Below are 18,771 nucleotides of genomic sequence, written 5' to 3' on the forward strand. Positions count from 1 at the left end.
TGCTGTCTTTTACTAAACATGGGCAGAACCTGGATTTACAATGAAGTGTTACTCCCTGGTCAGAGGGAACCATTAGGTGTATTACAGACGTTAATTGAGTCTAGGCTCTTTTCTGAATACGGTGTGTATCAGAGTGAGCAAGAGATCCGTTTTGCTGGCAATCGGGCGATCGCCGTTTCTGTGGATCTCCAGCAAGTCACACTCCAGGGGCTGATTGGAGATCGCTATTTTCCGGTTGACGATCCGTTTAAGCAAGTAGAAAAGGCATTCGGGTCGATTCCTCTAGAACAATGGACAGCCTACGGTTACATTAGTTTTGATTTAGTTCGGTATTATTATCCTTATCATAAGGCGATCGCTGGACCCCTACTGTATTTTTTTGTACCTGTGACGGAAGTGATTATTCGGCCCCATCAGATTCTGTTGCGTACTTTAGACTCTCCAGAACTCCTCTGTAATCTGCTACGGGATTCAGGAGATTTAAGGCCTCAGCATTGGACAACACCTGAATGGGTATTTACGGATCGAGATCATTATCAAACTCAGGTAGAGGCTTTGCAAGGCGCAATTCATCAGGGAGAGTTACATAAGGCAATTCTCTCTCGCTCTGTGAAACTTAAGGGCAATTTAGATATTTTAGGAACCTATATCCTGGGAAATCAACAGAATCAGGCCCTTCGTTCCTATGGTTTGCACCTTCCTGGCGTAAGGACGGTGGGGTTTAGCCCAGAAATTTTAATGCAATTATCCCACAATCCCTTAAAAGGACAAAACTTAATGACCAATCCCGTCGCAGGAACTCGTCCGAGGGGAGAGACTCCAGAAGCGGACGAACGGCTCAAACGCGAATTATTTGCCGATGCGAAAGAGGTGAAAGAACATGCCCTTTCGATTTGGTTAGTTCAGGATGAAATGCAGAAGATCTGTACACCAGGAACGGTGCAAGTGGTTGATTTTATGCAAGTGAAGCAATACCGATGGGTACAGCACTTATCCTCCCAAGTTCAAGGTCAATTGTGTGCCAATCAATCCCTCTGGGATGCTCTGAGAGTATTGTTTCCGGGAGTTACGGTTTCAGGAATTGATAAGGAGGTGGCGATCGCCTGGATCGATCGCTTAGAGACGGAACCACGGGGCATTTATGCAGGAGCGATCGGCTGGATTAACTCTCAAGAAGAGGCGGATTTAGCCATTCCCATTCGGTCAGCCTATCAATATGGAGAATGGATTTATCTCAATGCGGGCGCAGGGATTATGGCCGAATCCGTTGCCCAAAATGAGTATATTGAATCGGTGAATAAAATGAATACCATGTTAACCAATTTAGTTTTGGAATAATCAAGGCTTCAAGGTTAAAATAGATGCCAATTAGATACGATCGAACCTCCTATGACTGCTGTTATTTCCGAACATATTGAAATCACCCCTGGAATATGTGGGGGTAGACCTCGTATTCTGGGCCGTCGGATTCGAGTTCAAGATATTGTCATTTGGCATGAATATATGGGAATGTCTCCAGATGAAATTACTTCACGCTATCCAACGCTTACTTTGTCTGATATTTACGCTGCCTTGGCTTATTATCATGACCATTTCTCAGAAATTAAGCAACATATTCGTGAGGATGAAGAGTTGGTTAAGCAGATGCAAGCCGAGATTCCTTCCAAGATGCCCAATCCCCGCTTGATATAAGATATGGAAGAATCAATTAAGTTTCATTTGGATGAAAACGTAGATGGCGCGATCGCTGAGGGATTGAGACGACGTGGACTTGATGTAACCGTAACGGCTCAAGTTGGGCTTTTGGGCGCTTCTGATGAAGAGCAAGTTGCTTTTGCTTTAGTACAGTCTCGTGTCGTCTTTACTCATGATGCCGATTTTCTTCGGCTTCATCGTCGAGGTGTAGAACATGCTGGAATTGTTTATTGTCAGCAAGGAAAACGCTCAATAGGAGAAATGATCTTGTCTCTTGTACAAATCTCACAATTCCAAACTCTAGAATCTATGTATAGGCATATTGAGTTTATTTAAGGCGATCGCCCCATTCTCCCATCTCCCTATTTTTAGCCGCGTTACCCACCTTGCAGGGTCAATTAAATCTAGCGATTCGGAAGTCAAAGTACATGGCTCTGGAGCGCTTGCCTTAATGCAATTGTAGCACGTAGGGTGGGTATTTACCCACCCTACCGTGAAATCAGAACCGATAGAGTTACAAATCGTCGGTAACTGCACCTCTGCTACTCGAGGCCACTAACTTGGCATACTTGGCTAACACACCTCTGGTATAAGCCGGTTCCTTGGGTTTCCATTGGGCGCGACGTTGGGCTAACTCTTCATCGGAAACCTGGAGTTCTAAACGGCGCTCTGGTGCGTCAATAATGATAGTATCGCCTTCTTGAACCAAGGCGATCGCGCCACCGACGGCTGCTTCGGGAGCCACATGACCGACGACCATGCCATAGGTTCCACCAGAAAAGCGACCATCCGTAATTAAACCCACAGAATCGCCCAATCCTGCACCGATAATCGCTGAGGTGGGAGCTAACATTTCCCGCATTCCGGGGCCACCTTTGGGGCCTTCATAGCGCACCACAATCACATCAGAAGGCTTAATTTTACCGGCGAGGATGGCAGCTAAACAGTCTTCCTCAGATTCAAACACCCGTGCTGGCCCCGTGATTTTGGGGTTTTTTACGCCAGAAATCTTGGCCACGCCGCCCTCAGTGGCTAAATTGCCCCGCAAAACGACTAAATGACCAGTGGTATACATAGGGTTATTCCAGGGACGGATTACATCTTGGTCTTCCCTGGGAGTTGAAGGGACATCGGCAAGAATTTCGGCGATAGTTTGACCGCTGACGGTGAGGCAATCCCCATGAAGTACGCCATGGTCGAGTAGAATCTTCATCACTTGAGGAATACCACCGGCTTGATGGAGATTGACGGTAACGTACCGACCCGAGGGTTTTAAATCGCAGATCACGGGGACTTTGGCGCGGATCGTTTCAAAGTCATCCAGAGTTAACTCTACACCGGCTGCATGGGCGATCGCCAATAAATGCAAGACCGCATTCGTCGATCCTCCCACAGCCATGACGACGGCGATCGCATTCTCAAACGCCTTCCGGGTTAAAATTTGGCGAGGTAAGATGCGCTTACGAATGGCATCCACCAACACCTTAGCCGACTCTGCTGTGCTATCAGCTTTTTCTTCATCTTCAGCCGCCATCGTCGAAGAATAGGGTAAACTCATGCCCATGGCTTCAAAGGCCGAAGACATCGTATTCGCCGTAAACATTCCCCCACACGATCCCGATCCTGGGCAAGCATTGTCCTCAATACCCTTTAATTCCGTATCATCAATCTTACCCGCACTATGTTGCCCCACCGCCTCAAAGGCACTCACTACCGTTAGATCGCAGTCCTTATACCGACCGGGCTTAATCGTTCCTCCATAGACAAACACGGCTGGAATATTCATCCGAGCGATCGCAATCATCGCCCCTGGCATATTCTTATCGCAACCCCCAATCGCCAGAACCCCATCCATACTCTGACCATTACAGGCCGTTTCGATCGCATCAGCAATCACATCCCGAGAGACCAAGGAATACTTCATTCCCTCCGTCCCCATCGCAATCCCATCACTGACCGTAATCGTACCAAACATTTGGGGCATAGCCCCCGCGTCCTTGAGAGCGCTTTCCCCGCGCACAGCCAAATCATTCAAACCCACATTACAGGGCGTAATCGTACTATAGCCATTGGCAATACCGACAATCGGTTTCGTGAAATCCTCATCACTAAACCCCACTGCTCGCAACATTGCTCGGTTAGGCGCTCTTTGCACACCTTGGGTAACCACTTGACTTCTAAAATTATCAGCCATCCTGATATCCTTTGCTTACAACGAAATAAGATTTACAGCACTTGACAATCTTCTGAGATATGCTTTAATCCCTCCCAACGCCCCTTAAGGAGGGCAGTAAAAGGCTCCCCTTTTCAAGAGGGAGATTTGGGGGGATTCAGGTATACCGCATACCCAAAGAAACTGCTGTATACTCTTCCTTCCTATTGTCTCAAAAGAGATGACCCTTTGAATATACCTTTGAGTTAAACCGCTTCTTTAGTTAGAGCCAGTATGATACTCTAAAATTTTCCATAGGCTTCTTTTAACTTTTTCCCTTTCTCCAGCAACTCAAGCCTAACGCTAACCCATGGATCTAGACGAACTCAAGCAATTATACACCGAAGGACAACGAGATTTTCGCCAAGTGGATCTGAGTCGCCAGCTTTTAGTTGGTATTGCTCTTAACGAAGCCAATCTACGAGAGTCACAATTAACACAAGTCAATTTGAGTAAAGCCAAACTCAAGGGGGTTAATCTCAGAGAATCGGACTTACGAGGCGCAAATTTGAGCGGGATTGATTTACAAGAGGCTAATTTGATTAGTGCCAATCTTCAAGGGGCTAATTTAATGGGAGCCAATTTGAGTGGGGCAGGGATGCGAGGGGCTGATTTACATGAAGCAGATTTAACAGGAGCCAATTTAACCCAAGCCAATCTCAGTGAATCGATTTTGACAGAAATTCGCCTTTATGATGCCAATTTAAGTAAGGCAACCTTGACTCGATCCAAGTTGGATGAAGCAATTTTAACTAAGGCCAATTTAGAAGGGACAAATCTCACGTATACCTTACTAACTAAAGCTCATTTGGAAGAAGTTAATCTCACCAATGCGATGCTCAGTGGGGCGAATTTAGAGGAAGCGAATCTAACCAAGGCAGATTTGAGTTTTGCGAATGTTAGTGGGGCCAACTTAAGGTTGGCAATTTTATATCAAGCCAATCTTCGTCAGGCAAACTTAAGTTGGGCCACGTTGCGACAAGCAGATATGCGAGTGGCGAATTTGTTTCGGACCAACTTAAATTGGGCAAATTTGGGAGAGGCAAATCTAGCTCAAGCCATGATGATTGATGCTAAACTCAATCAGGCAAATTTGCGTAATACGGATATGACCAGTGCAATTATGCCCGATGGTTCCACCCATGAGTAGCGATCGCAATTAATTCCAGTTGCCAATCAAGGTATACGCTGACCAATAGTAGGGATGATTAAAGGTTTGGGATCTAGAAAATTGATCTTGTATATCAATCGTTAAATCTGAAGAGAGATGAAGACGACCCTCACGGATATTAATCGAACCATTAATCATCTTTAATTGTGTTTGTCTTAAGGCAGTAATTTTAACGGTTGAATTCTGAAGTTGATGATAAAATTCTGCCATTAATGCCAGTGAACCTTCATCAGAAGTATACCATAAACTGCCAAGAGAAGTTTTAACTCCTGCTTGTAAAGCTAATCCAGAAAACCCTAATTCTGCTTCTTCACTTCCTAGGGCTGTGCGACAAGCACTGAGCGTTAAAAGTTCAACCCTAGGATTTTGATTCCATTGAGAATCTTGAGATAATTCACGCAATTGATCTAATCCCACATTGCGATCCCATAATTGAATGAAAGAGTTGCTGATATCTCCGGGTCTAAATTCGGCATGAGTGGCAATATGCATCATCCGAGTATCTGGAGTTTTGCTATATTCCTGTAAATTTGCAACGGTGGCTTGTCGGTCTAAAAAGGTTTGACTTTGCCAAATTTTTTGCAGCCAAGAAAGTTCCACAGGAACCGCAGGTAAGGGGGGTAATTCCTGGTTTCGCCCTCCATCCGATACGCCAAATCCTAATAATGTAGCTGATTGAACGGAACGATAGGCTGGATCGATCAGACTAAAGCTGGGAATTAAACCAATCTGATAGTCTTCGATCAGAAAATGTTGGTCATGGTAGAGGGCAGCAATGGGAAGAGAGCGAAGTTTTTTGTCCAAACAAAAGATTAAGGTGTCTATGTTCTGAGCAGATAAGGAGTGTTCTAGTGGTTGAATCAACCCTTGGTAGAGTTGACTGGCATAGGGTTCATAGCTGGTGGTTCTGATTTTTCGTGGATTGGTAATTTCTTGGTTAAATTTATTGATAGTTGCTTCTAGAAAGGAGCGGGAAATGTCTTGTGTTTTTATTTGGGCAAATGGAGAGGATTCTGATTTTTGTTTGTTTAATAATTGGGGAGAGAAACAAGCATCATTTTTAGGAAAAATGGTAAGTATATTCAATTCGTTTTGTAGGGAAACCATATAAACGATGGCCGATCGCTGTTGGGTGTTTTGGGCTAACCGATCGAGGATTTGTGCGATTTCACAAGTGGTTGCGGTTCGGCCATAGAGTTTGAGATCGAAATATTTTGCATATTCGACGGCTTGAAATTCTTCAAACAGTTGAATGGCTTGTTCAAAATCGGATTGAAGAAATTGGCTTTCAAAGGCTTCTCGAGCGATTTCTACGTCTTTGAATGAGGTGTTATCGTTACTCCCAGAAGAATTATCAGATTCTGAAGGAGGAAAGGATAAGAGTTCTTGAAGATTAGGGCCAGTGACATCAGATTGATTGCCGGTTTGGGAGTAGGCGTTTTGTAGGGATGAATGGGTGAGAAGGACAAGAAAAATGGAGATGAACCAGACCCAAAAATGATGAATTTTCATAGCTTCTAGGACTTGATGCCGGTAAAAGTCATTATGTTTAAGATTTAAAACGAGAAAACATAGCCAATTCCTAAGATGAAACGGCCGCCATCGCCAGCACTGCCGGTAATATCAGTTACAGCGGGGGTGATGACGAGGGGAAGTGTAGAGACGGGAGTGATGGATGCGCCAAGGGTTAGGTCTTGACCGGTCCATTCAACGATCGCATTTGCCGAAGGTACAATCCTGGCCGCAACCCCCCCAAATACGGCTATTTCATCGTGTTGTTCCATAATATTGTCTTCTGAACGAAATTGCCCTCCACCCACTCCAGCAGAGACATAGACCCGACTAAAGGGAGCGGAGACATTTTCACGCAGATCGAACCGTTTGCTCACCACTCCATAGACGCTCGAACCGCCATCTGTATCGCCCCATTGAAGAGCATTATGGACTCCAACGGCGATCGCCCAATTTTGGGGCAGTTGGCGATGGATTTTCAGACTCACAGCTCCATCTTGGGCGGTATCTCCCACTAAATCAACAATACTCACCCCTACATCCACTCCCACTCCAGTTTGGGGATTGCCTAATCCGATCCCAATACCTAATCCCGCATCTGCCTCATCTGTATAGCGGGTACGGGATTGTACGCCTAACGCCACTCCCACTGTTCCCCACTGTTGACCATAGGCTGAGGGAATCATAACCGTCGTGGTTGGAGAGGCAGCAACTGGGGTTTGAGTCGGACGGGAGAGCGGAAGGACTGAGGGTTGGAAGGGTTCCAGGTTTGCTGGAGTGGTATCGGGACTGAGGGAACCAGATGTAGGAGGGATTTCTGGTGCTTGAGCGAGAGGAAGGGGAGCAGCGATCGCCTTTAGATACTCTTTATGATATTCTTTATTCCCCCCTGCTTGTCCATCCCCGACCCGTTGATGGGAATTCTTGGCCGGGATTGAAGGGGTTGCCGAAAGAGTACGATATTCAACTTGAGGCGAATCTACACGACGATCGATCTCGGTCCGATCTGTAATCGTTGGGGGAAGCGAGCCAACCCACAATTGTTCATAATTGGCAATTAGTTCGGACTCAGGAGGTAATTGAATTGACCAGCGATCTGGGGGACTGGGTAACGTCAATAGGGAGAATGGTTCGGTGAGTTCAGACCGGTAATTTTCTGGAATAGGAGGAGGGATGTAATCCTCCTCAGAATTCAGGCTTACAGAGATAGGAGGAGGGAGAGAACGATGATTTTGAGAATTTTGGTAGATTACGAAACTTTCCTTAATCAGAATGCCACTCACGACACTCAACACCAAACCTCGGAGCAGAGATGATTTAACGATTACATCTGCCATAGACTTGCTACATTTACGCTAGGGTGCGATCGCAGGATACCCATTACTGTAACACTGGAGTGGGGAGTGGGGAGAATGGGGGAAGCGAGGACACGGGGATACGGGGACGCATAGATAAACCCTTACCTATTCCCCATTCCCGATTCCCCATTAAATGACTTCTAATTCATCTTCTTTCAAATGGGCTTTAAACCGCTTACCAATGTTTGGAAATTGAACAACGACAGGGAAATTCGCACTGATGCTCACTTCTTCACCTTTCCAATTGTATGTAGAGGCTAAATCAATCACCTCCCCTTCCTCACCCTTGAGATCGAACGGTTCATTGCGATGTCGGGGATGATGATAAATAACTAAAGGTGCTTTGACCCGAACGCGATCGCCAACTTTTACACTCATATACTTTTGCTCCACAATAATATAAGCTCAACTTGCTTTTCAGTTAACGTTTTTGTTAATTGAGTACAATCTTTGATTCTCTCATAAAAGTGGAACTCAGTGTACGCAAGGACTCGATAGGCAACCTAGAGAAGAGGAAAACAAAATTAGTCCTCCTGTCTAGGTTGCGGAGCATTCAACCCAGGAATCTCAATTAACCCGGAATACCAGAGTCCAAACCCGGCTCCCAGGAGTAATAGTAAGAGTAATCCCCAAACGATTGCCCCAACTCGCTTGGATGGGTGTTTTTCCAGTTGAGGAGCCGCTAGTGCTGGCTCTGCTTTAGGTTCTGGAATTACTTGCTGAAAAACAAACTCTGGAGATTCGGGTAAAGATAACTCGGCATTAATCGTTCCTGTCGATAAGGATTTTGGCTCAGTTCCTGACTGGAGAACGGACGGTTCTCTCTCCTCTTGTGGAGCAACCTGACAATACATTAAGACCACCGATACATTATCGGGATTCTGGTCCGATCTTCCTAACTCTAACCAGCGATGAACGGCCTCTTCTAACGTAATCTGACCCGCAAAAATGGGGTGAATCTCTTGTTGCCAATATTGTTTTATAGTCTGGCGATCGCTTAATCCATCGGAGCATAAGAGTAAAAGCCCATCTTCTTCGATAATCAACCGTTGCACATGGGGTACTAATTCATGGTTATCGGCATGTTGCACTCCCAAGGCCTGAATCAGTTGCATGGCATTATCCTGAGCGGCGGCTTGACGGTGGCAACACTCGCCTTTCGTCACTTGCCAATGGGCAAAATCATCATCCTGGGTTAATAATTGACAATAATCGGGCGTAATCCAATAGGCACGGCTATCGCCGACATGGGCTAAATAGAGTTCGTGGGCGTTGGGAAAATCTAAACCAAAGGCTGTTTTTACCGTTTGGGCAATTTGCAGAGCCATCACTAGGGTAGTGCCCATTCTTTCCCGGCCAGAGCGCCCCTTCATATCATTTTGGGTCGCAATCAGATTATTAACAATGCGAATCACAGAGGTCATATGGTCAATCCAGATGGTTGGCTCGACCACTTCCGTTTGTTCTGCCAATTCTAAGAGTAATCCTTGTACTTGTAATTTGACGCTGCGCACGGCCAACTCGCTGGCGACTTCGCCCCCTTCATGGCCATCGAGTCCGTCACAAACGATCGCCAATTCCCGAATCCGATCGAATTCTGGGGTAAGATTGCCATTCTGGGAAACCGCGATTGGATAACAGCTATCTTCATTATGCGATCGCACCGTGCCCGCGTCTGTTCCCCCAGAAGTCGTAATTTTTAAAGGTAATTCTGCCGCTAATTCTAATAACATCTGATTCAAGGAAGCCGAGATCGTCTCCCAACGTTTACCTTCCTCAATCTCCTGACATAAGGTACTCAGTCGTTCCTGGATATCGGAACTACAACCCTCTATCCAGGTTTGCCAACAGCGAGAGAGGGCGGCTACACTCGGGGGTGACGAAGTAAAGATTAATTCTCGTAGGTGAATTCGCCAGCCTTGCACCCGGATATTTTCTGCCGTTAGCAAACTCGCCCCAGCTCGAAAGGCGTTTAAGGGGTTCCAGAGTTGACTTAATTGCCATAACCAATAGACTTGACGTACTGGGGAAGTTTGGGGCCAAACTTCGGTAATGGAGGGGTAGAGGGTTCCTTCTGGAGTGATAGGGATGCGATCGAGCAATAAGATGAGGGGATGACCGGGTATTTCCACACCGCCGTAGAGTTGGGGCAGATGGAGAAGATAGGAAGAGAGATGTAAATAGGCTAATACTTTTGGATCGGAGCGATCGGGGATCAGGGGTAAGCTTTGAGGTTGAGTATCCTGCCAAATTTGGGCCCCAACCACCTGATATCGGTTAGCGACAATTTCCCCCACAGGAACTGACGATCCCTTAACTGCCCAGAGATAGCACTTGGATGTGTTCATACAAACCCTCCAACCCTAAAGATTAGGTTAATTATTCGACGCGATCGCTCTTTGCATAGATTAGGCTATTTTCAGGGATTCATCGATCCTCTTTTCTGACTCAACCCTGTGTTCATAAATCGGCATGGCTCTCAATCCTATATTTATTTGGCTGATTGCTGGCTTTATCCTCTGTATGATGGAACTGGTAACCCCCACAGCTTTTATTGAGCTGATGATGGGACTTGGAGCATTTGCGGTGGCTGGAGTTGCCTTATTGCTTCCTCAACTGGGGTTAGGGATACAAATTGGCCTCTGGATGGTGTTCTCTTTGGGGCTAGTCTTAGGATCTCGCAAACTCTTACCGAAACGGACTGCCTATAGTATTCAAGATTCCAAAGAAGCACAAACTTTAACTCAAATTTTACCCGGTCAATCGGGACGGGTGTTATATGAAGGGAATTCTTGGCGGGCGAAATGTGACGATCCCCAAGGGGCGATCGCCGCTGAGGAAATGGTTTATGTTCTCCGTCGAGAAGGGAATACGTTAATTGTGATTCCCCAAAAAATGCTCAATTCTTAAATTATCTAATTTTAATTCTCTGGAGGTCTACTCATGGGTGAACTATTTGGTATACTGATTGCTTTGTTTGTTGGTGGTAGTGCTTTATCTTGCGTTAAAATTGTGAAGCAAAGCGAACAAATGCTCGTGGAAAGTTGGGGCAAATATAATGGTAAGAAACTCGAACCTGGATTAAATTTTTTGATGCCTGTAGTTGAGTCCATTTCCTTTAAGGAAACGATTCGTGAAAAAGTTCTCGATGTACCCGCCCAACAATGTATTACCCGTGATAATGTATCGATTAGCGTGGATGCGGTGGTCTATTGGCGGATTATGGATTTAGAAAAAGCCTATTATAAGGTAGAAAATTTACACGCAGCGATGACCAATTTAGTCCTAACTCAAATTCGGGCTGAAATGGGGAAATTAGAGTTAGATCAAACATTTACGGCTCGTTCAGAAGTGAATGAAGTCCTGTTGCGAGAGTTGGATATTGCTACCGATCCTTGGGGAGTCAAAGTCACGCGGGTGGAATTGCGCGATATTGTTCCCTCTAAGGCAGTCCAAGATTCCATGGAGCTGCAAATGTCAGCCGAACGCAAAAAACGGGCAGCCATTTTAACTTCGGAAGGAGAAAGAGATTCTGCCGTGAACAGTGCTAAAGGTCGGGCAGAAGCTCAGGTTTTAGATGCAGAAGCGCGACAAAAAGCAGCGATTTTAGATGCAGAAGCGCAACAAAAAGCAACCGTTTTAAGGGCGCAAGCGGAACGGCAACAAGCGGTATTAAAAGCCCAAGGAACAGCCGAAGCCATGCAAATTGTGACGAAGATGCTGAAAACCGATCCAAGGGCAAAGGATGCACTGCAATTTTTAATTGCCCAAAACTACATGGAAATGGGTATGCAAATAGGCAGTAGCGAGAGCAGTAAGGTGATGTTTATGGACCCTCGGAGTATTCCGTCTGCCCTAGAAGGAATGCGCTCAATTGTTGGTGATGCAACGACTTCATTAGACTCAGGAGAGTTGAATACGATACCTTCTGAGTTAGACCAAGATTTACAAGCTTTGCGATCGCCCTCTTCAAAGCTCTGAAGTGGGTAACAGTTGACATTTCTCGCAGAGTCCAAAGAACTCCAGGGTATGATAAAAAATTTTGAACTCGTAGGATTGTTGTAGAGCGATTTCTAAGTCATGGACTGGACATTCAGGGAGCATAATTGACTGACCACATTTTAAACAAGTTAAATGGTGTCGATCCTGTTCAATAGAAGTATATACGGCTTCCCCATTAGCTAAGGTGCGAGATTGAATCGCACCTTTTTGTTTGAGTCCTTCTAGAGCGCGATAGATAGTGGCTAGTCCAGTCGTTTGACTGCGACTGCGCAGTTCAACATAGATATCCTGAGCAGAGAGCGATCGCTGAATGCCTTTGAGAAGTGTAATAATTTTTTGTTGACTGCGAGTATACTTAGATGTCATGACCAGTCCATGAGATAGGCTTTTCACCCCTCACTGATATAAAAAGCACGAGTAATTGTTTATGATAACGGGTTTGAGACTATTCTTCAATCGACGATCTGTATATGCTAATCTTAACCCAGATTATCAATTACGATAATTCCAGCATCAATTTATGTCTTATTCCTATCCTTTTTCTGACTAATGATAACTCGGAGAAAATAAAATGTTGAACTTACCGGACTATGAAGAAAGTTCTATAATTTACAGTGGACATCGTACCCTAGTCTATCAAGGGATTCAACAAAGTGATCAGAGTTCAGTCATTATCAAAGTACTCCGCAATCCTAACCCTACATTTAACGAATTAGTTCGCTTTCGTAATCAATATACCATTACTCGTCATCTGGTGTCCGATTATATCGTTCAACCCCTAGCTCTAGAGCAGCTCGGTAATGGATATGCCCTGGTTATGCCCGATCGCGGGGCGATCGCCCTGTGGAACTATTGGGAAAAGTGCGATCGCCATCTTAGGGAGTTCTTATCCATTGCCATTCAATTGGCACAAGCTCTACAGGATTTAATCCAACACCGCATTATTCATAAAGATATTAAGCCTGCTAATATTTTAATTCATCCAGAAACCAAAACCATTCAGCTCATCGACTTCAGTATCTCTACCCTACTCCCCAAAGAACAACAACAGCTCATTAACCCGAGTGGTTTAGAAGGAACTCTAGCCTATATTTCTCCAGAACAAACTGGACGGATGAACCGGGGAATTGATTACCGGAGTGATTTTTATTCTTTAGGTGTCACCTTTTATCAATTGTTAACGGGTAAATTGCCATTTGAAACCCAAGATCCGATGGAATTGGTGCATTGCCATATTGCCAGAATGCCAGAGGAATTAGGGAGTGGGGAGTCCGCAGTCGGCATTCGGAAAAAAATCCCTGCGGTTTTGTCGGATATTGTGTTGAAATTAATGGCAAAAAATGCCGAAGATCGGTATCAGAGTGCTTTGGGGTTAAAATACGATCTAGAGCGATGTCTAGACCAATTAGAAACAACAGGAGAAATCGCCCCATTTGAGTTAGCAGGGCGCGATATTTGCGATCGCTTTTCCATCCCCGAAAAACTCTACGGACGCGAGACAGAAGTACAAGCTCTACTCGATGCCTTTGAGCGTGTTGCCCACTCTTCCCCGACTGCCGACTTCTCACGGCAGATTCCCCATCCTGAAATAATGCTCGTTGCTGGATTTTCGGGGATAGGAAAAACTGCCGTCGTCAATGAAGTTCATAAACCCATTGTTCGCCAGCGAGGGTATTTTATTAAAGGGAAATTTGACCAATTTAATCGTAATATTCCCTTAAGTGCGATTTCTCAAGCCTTTAGAGAGCTGATTGAACAATTACTCAGTGAAAGCGATCGAAGTTTAAAAACTTGGCAAGCCAATATTCTAGAAGCTTTGGGAGAAAATGGACAAGCTTTACTGGAAGTTATACCCGAACTAGAAAAGATCATTGGCCCTCAACCTCCCATTCCAGAACTTACGGGAACTGCTGCCCAAAATCGCTTTAATCGCTTGTTTCAGAAATTTGTTGGTATCCTAGCAACACCAGCCCATCCCCTAGTGATTTTTTTAGATGATTTACAATGGGCAGATAATACATCTTTACAAATTATTCAACTGCTTCTGGGGTCTCAAGATAATGGTCATCTCTTATTAATTGGAGCTTATCGAGACAACGAAGTGTCTCCAGCTCATCCCTTGATGCAAACGGTGAAACAGATAAATAAACTGGGGCGATCTCTCCAGACAATTACTCTAGCGCCTTTAAGCCTTGAAGATATTAATCGCTTAATTGCTAATACTCTCAAATGTTCTTTGGAATTAGCCCAACCGTTAACTCATTTAGTCTACCAGAAAACTCAGGGGAATCCATTTTTTACCAATCAGTTTCTCAAGTATTTACATAGTGAAGATTTTATTCACTTTGAAGCTAATTTAGGGTACTGGGAGTGCGATTTAGCTGGAGTGCGATCGCTAACCATCAGTGATGATGTCGCCGAATTTATGGCACTCCAGCTAGAAAAATTACCCAATTTAACCCAAGAAGTCCTACAAGTGGCTGCCTGTATTGGTAACCAATTTAATTTAGAAACCCTAGCTGTAGTCTGCGAGCGATCGCCATTAGAGATGACCAACGAGTTATGGATTTCTCTCCAAGAAGGCTTAATTGTACCCACCACACAAGTGTGTAAATTCTTTCAAGCCGATATCACCCAAGACTTACCCCTCTATGAAAGCAGCTCTCTGACCTATCGTTTTCTCCACGATCGCGTTCAACAAGCCGCTTACTCCCTGATTCCGGAAGCCGAAAAACCCGCCACTCACTTAAAAATTGGCCAACTCCTGTTACAGGGAACATCCTCAGAAGACCAGGAAGAGCAACATTTTAGCATTGTGAATCAGTTGAATAAGGGGCGAGAATTGCTCGTTGAGAAAGGCGATCGCCTCCAACTCGCCCAGTTAAACTTACAAGCCGGACGAAAAGCCAAAGCCGCCACCGCCTACACCACAGCCCTAGACTACTTAAAAATTGGGATTCAACTATTACCCGATCTGCCCTGGAAAACTCAGTATAATCTCACCTTAGCATTATTGATTGGTGCAGCGGAAGCCGCTTATCTTCAAGCGGAGTTTGCCGAAATGGAGCAATTGGGACAACAGGTGTTAGAGAATGCCGCATCTTTTTTAGACCAGGTTCCCATCTTCAAAATCAAAATCCTAGCATTCATGGCTCAGAACCAACCCCTGCGATCGGTTCAAACCGCCTTAGAAACCTTAGCCCATTTAGGCGTAACTATTCCCGAATCTCCCACCCCAGAACACCTTCAACACGTATTAGCTGAAACTCAATCTTTATGTGAACGTAAGTCTTTTCAAAAACTGGTCAATTTACCGGTCATGACCGATCCATATAAACAGGAAGCAGTAGAAATTTTAGGCTTAGTTATTCCACCCACATCCATTGCTCAACCCTCTCTATTTCCCCTGATTATCTGTCAACAGTTATTGCTTTCTATTCAATATGGAAATAGTGCATTTTCCCCATTTGCGTATGGAACTTATGGATTCATGCTCTGTGGGCAACAGAACATTGAGTTAGGTTATCTTTTTGGTCAACTCTCCTTAGAAATCCAAGAAAAACAAGCCGATAAAAAAATGGAATCTAAAGTATTGATGAACTTCCATGGATTTATTGGTTTTTGGAAAAACCACCTCCGAGAAGGTCAACCCGGATTATTGAAAGGCTATCAGAGTGGCTTAGAAAATGGTGATACTGAGTTTGCAGGCTATTCAACGATTGCTTACATGGTCTATGCCTTTTTTGTCGGCGATCATTTACCCGATCTGGCACAAGAACTCATTATTTATCTCGAATTTTGTCGTCAAATCAAGTTAGAGCCGATTGTCGCCAAACACAGGATAGTCTATCAAGCTATTCTTAACCTCGTTCACGGCTCAGAAACGCCAGAGTCGTTACAGGGTGAGGTCTATGACATCGACAGCATGATGCCCATTCATGAACAAACAGCCGATACTGGTGCGATCGCCTATGCTTATATTTATCAACTCTGGCTCAGTTATCACTTTGAACACTTTCCAAAAGCAGTTGAATGTGCAGTTTTCGTTCAGGGATATATGGATGCTCTTCCCCCTATGTATACTTTAAGCATCCTGTATTTCTACAAAGCTCTAGCACAGTTAGCTATTTATCCAGATCTCACACCTTCAGAGCAAGCAGAAATACTACAAAAAGTTAACAGCGAGGAGGAAAAATTACGTTATTGGGCACATCACGCCCCGATGAATTTTCAACATAAATTAGATTTAGTCAGAGCCGAAAAACATCGGATTTTAGGACAGTCAACACAAGCTCTTGAGTCCTATCATCAGTCGATCACTGGAGCCAAAGAAAACAGTTATATTCAAGAAGAAGCTTTAGCCAATGAACTGATCGCTAAATTCTACCTTAACCAAGGAAATGAGTCTCTAGCTGCTTCCCATATGCAACACGCTTATTACGGTTATGCTCGCTGGGGAGCTAAGGCGAAAACTGACCATCTTATGGCTTGCTATCCCCAACTTCTCCAACCCATTCTTGCCAACCCAGGCATCCAACTGAGTACCCAAGAAACTATCGCTGCTCCTTTTCCTACCGTTACCTCCAGCAGCAAAACAAGAACCAGTACTAATACAAGTACGACCTCCAGCGCTCTCAATGTAGCCAGCATTCTTAAAGCCTGTCAAGCCATATCGAGCGAATTACAACAAAAGCAACTCATCGCCAAACTCGCTGGAGTGCTGATGGAAAATGCTGGAGCAACCAAATGTGCCCTAATTTTACCCACAGAAACTCACTGGTGTGTAGAAGCTTTAGCCACTTTAACGGGAGAACAAACCACAGAATCTTTCCCCAAACATCCCTTAGATAATAGTCCCGATGTCCCAGCTTCTCTCATTCGCTACGTTCGTAATACCTTAGAACCTTTGGCAATAGAAGATATCAGCCAAGAACAACGATGGAGTCGGGAACCTTACCTACAACATCAACAACCAAAAAGTATCTTCTGTTTACCCATTCTCAAACTTGAAAATCTCTTGGGTATTCTTTACCTTGAAAACGACCAAACCATCGGAGCGTTTACCGAAAATCTGCAAGAAGTGTTGCAATTGCTCACGGCGCAAGTCTCCATTGCCATTGAAAATGCAACGCTCTATCGTCAACTGGAAAAGTATTCCCACACCCTAGAGCAAAAAGTCCAAGAACGCACCCAGGAATTGGCCTTAGCCAAAGAAGAGGCAGAAAAAGCTAAAGAACAAGCAGAGTCAGCTAACCAAGCCAAAAGCGAATTTCTTGCCAACATGAGTCATGAATTACGCACGCCTCTCAATGGTATCCTGGGCTATACCCAAATTATGAAACGAGCCAAAAACCTGAATGACCAACGATATGGTGTAGATATTATTGAACAATCGGGTACTCACCTGCTCAATTTAATTAACGATGTCCTTGACATCTCCAAAATTGAAGCTCGTAAATTGGATTTGAATCCCCAAGAACTCCATTTATCTTCATTCTTGTTAGCCATTGCTGAAATGTCTCGGATTCGCGCAGAAGCGAAAGGGATACTCTTTGATTATCAGGTGGATGCCAATTTACCCATGGCTGTTATTGTTGATGAAAAACGGTTACGTCAAGTTTTACTGAATTTGTTAGGCAATTCGATTAAATTTACAGACCAAGGGAGTGTCGTTTTTTCTGTTACCCGTCATCCATCAGCAGAAGAGCACTCATCAATGTTCCACTTTTCTATCCAAGATACGGGCGTAGGCATTGCTTCAGAAGAGTTACCCCAAATTTTCATTGCCTTTGAGCAAGTGGGTTCTCAATTGCGACGAGCAGAAGGAACGGGTTTGGGACTAGCTATTTCCCAGAGAATTGTAAATTTAATGGGCAGTGAGATTCAAGTAAAAAGTGAGCTGGGAAAAGGCAGTACCTTTTTCTTTGATGTAGAATTGTCTATAGCTACTAAATGGGTTAATTCATCAACTCTGAATCATCACGGTCAAATTATCGGCTATCAAGGACGAGTACAAAAGCTATTAATCGTGGATGATAAACCGGTCAATCGGCGGATATTGTTAGATCTCTTAGTTCCCCTTGGATTTGACTGTCAAGAAGCAGAAAATGGTGAAGTGGGAGTTAATAAAGCCAGAGTGTTTCAACCGGATTTAATTATTACTGATCTAGTGATGCCTGTCTTAGACGGATTGGAAATGACTAGACAGTTACGCACTTTAGAAGAGTTTCAAAAAACCGTTATTATTGTTTCTTCTGCAAGTATTATAGGTAACAATGAAGTGAGAAGTGTGGAGGTCGGATGTAATTGTTTTCTTCCTAAACCGATTGATATCGAAGCGTTGCTAGATTATTTACAAAAGTCTCTTAATTTGGAGTGGGTATATGAAAAGACAACTGTTCCCACCAGCACACAGACCGATACAGAGGAAGCTGTCCCTCCTGTTGAGGAGTTAGAGCGGTTACTCAAAGCAGCACGCATTGGCGATATTGTAGGGATTGAAGAGGAAGCGAAACGACTGATAGATATGGATTCTCGCTATTGTAAGTTTGCTCATCAGGTTTTGCAACTCGCCGCAGACTTCAATGATCGGGCGATCGTTGAATTCATTCAACAATTTTGATACAGTGCTTCGCGCAGTCATAGGTAATAGGAAAACCGTTTTTCACCTCAATTATATACATTAGACATCTCCTAAAAATAATACTAGAGTAAAAAAGTGTGTTATAATTCAATTTTACCGAAGATAAAATCATGAGCAATATTGACGAGTTTCTGCGACAATATCCCCAGGAAACCCAAAGAGTGTTAGGGATTAATGC

At 44.3% G+C, this 18,771-nt stretch carries 13 protein-coding genes; 7 read left to right on the forward strand and 6 right to left on the reverse strand.

Features of this window, described 5'->3' with window-relative positions; translation table 11 throughout:
• Window positions 1-18: 18 nt before the first annotated feature.
• Genes PN466_RS02440 through PN466_RS02450 form a run of 3 tightly spaced genes read left to right on the forward strand, consistent with a single transcriptional unit; the run spans window position 19 to window position 2,031 of the window.
• Window positions 19-1,338, forward strand: a complete 1,320-nt coding sequence (locus PN466_RS02440) for an anthranilate synthase component I family protein (protein ID WP_271936671.1) — start codon at window positions 19-21, stop codon at window positions 1,336-1,338.
• Window positions 1,339-1,389: 51 nt separating this feature from the next.
• A complete protein-coding gene (locus PN466_RS02445) occupies window positions 1,390-1,692 on the forward strand; it encodes a DUF433 domain-containing protein (protein ID WP_271936672.1) in 303 nt (100 codons plus the stop codon).
• A 3-nt stretch (window positions 1,693-1,695) separates the two neighbouring features.
• Window positions 1,696-2,031, forward strand: coding sequence for a DUF5615 family PIN-like protein (locus PN466_RS02450; protein WP_271936673.1), 336 nt, complete (start codon window positions 1,696-1,698; stop codon window positions 2,029-2,031).
• 178 nt (window positions 2,032-2,209) lie between these two features.
• On the opposite strand, the gene ilvD is transcribed toward PN466_RS02450, so the two are convergent.
• On the reverse strand, window positions 2,210-3,889 hold the full coding sequence (gene ilvD / locus PN466_RS02455) for a dihydroxy-acid dehydratase (protein WP_271936674.1): 1,680 nt from the start codon (window positions 3,887-3,889) through the stop codon (window positions 2,210-2,212).
• Window positions 3,890-4,217: 328 nt separating this feature from the next.
• Between ilvD and PN466_RS02460 the strand changes: the two genes are divergently transcribed.
• Entirely contained in the window at window positions 4,218-5,057 is an 840-nt protein-coding gene (locus PN466_RS02460; RefSeq protein WP_271936676.1) for a pentapeptide repeat-containing protein, read from the forward strand.
• A gap of 9 nt (window positions 5,058-5,066) precedes the next feature.
• Here PN466_RS02460 and PN466_RS02465 read toward each other — a convergent pair whose 3' ends face one another.
• The 4 genes from PN466_RS02465 to PN466_RS02480 all read right to left on the reverse strand — a co-directional run bounded on the left by PN466_RS02465 (window position 5,067) and on the right by PN466_RS02480 (window position 10,296).
• The gene (locus PN466_RS02465; protein ID WP_271936677.1) at window positions 5,067-6,590 is read right to left on the reverse strand and encodes a CHAT domain-containing protein; all 1,524 of its coding nucleotides are present in this window, start codon (window positions 6,588-6,590) and stop codon (window positions 5,067-5,069) included.
• A gap of 44 nt (window positions 6,591-6,634) precedes the next feature.
• Window positions 6,635-7,927 (reverse strand): hypothetical protein, encoded by a 1,293-nt coding sequence (locus tag PN466_RS02470; protein WP_271936679.1) that lies wholly within the window; start codon window positions 7,925-7,927, stop codon window positions 6,635-6,637.
• A 150-nt stretch (window positions 7,928-8,077) separates the two neighbouring features.
• Window positions 8,078-8,326 (reverse strand): ferredoxin-thioredoxin reductase variable chain, encoded by a 249-nt coding sequence (locus PN466_RS02475; protein WP_271936681.1) that lies wholly within the window; start codon window positions 8,324-8,326, stop codon window positions 8,078-8,080.
• A gap of 146 nt (window positions 8,327-8,472) precedes the next feature.
• A complete protein-coding gene (locus tag PN466_RS02480; protein WP_271936683.1) occupies window positions 8,473-10,296 on the reverse strand; it encodes a PP2C family protein-serine/threonine phosphatase in 1,824 nt (607 codons plus the stop codon).
• Window positions 10,297-10,420: 124 nt separating this feature from the next.
• Between PN466_RS02480 and PN466_RS02485 the strand changes: the two genes are divergently transcribed.
• Window positions 10,421-10,858, forward strand: a complete 438-nt coding sequence (locus tag PN466_RS02485) for an NfeD family protein (protein WP_271936685.1) — start codon at window positions 10,421-10,423, stop codon at window positions 10,856-10,858.
• A 33-nt stretch (window positions 10,859-10,891) separates the two neighbouring features.
• The gene (locus PN466_RS02490) at window positions 10,892-11,929 is read left to right on the forward strand and encodes an SPFH domain-containing protein (RefSeq protein WP_271936687.1); all 1,038 of its coding nucleotides are present in this window, start codon (window positions 10,892-10,894) and stop codon (window positions 11,927-11,929) included.
• On the opposite strand, the gene PN466_RS02495 is transcribed toward PN466_RS02490, so the two are convergent.
• Entirely contained in the window at window positions 11,918-12,316 is a 399-nt protein-coding gene (locus tag PN466_RS02495; RefSeq protein ID WP_271936688.1) for a Fur family transcriptional regulator, read from the reverse strand. The two genes, PN466_RS02490 and PN466_RS02495, sit on opposite strands and share 12 nt — an antisense overlap.
• Window positions 12,317-12,521: 205 nt before the next feature.
• Between PN466_RS02495 and PN466_RS02500 the strand changes: the two genes are divergently transcribed.
• A complete protein-coding gene (locus PN466_RS02500; protein ID WP_271936690.1) occupies window positions 12,522-18,572 on the forward strand; it encodes a hybrid sensor histidine kinase/response regulator in 6,051 nt (2,016 codons plus the stop codon).
• Window positions 18,573-18,771: the final 199 nt, after the last annotated feature.

Origin of the sequence: Roseofilum reptotaenium CS-1145, assembly GCF_028330985.1 — a bacterium.
Lineage (GTDB): Bacteria > Cyanobacteriota > Cyanobacteriia > Cyanobacteriales > Desertifilaceae > Roseofilum > Roseofilum reptotaenium.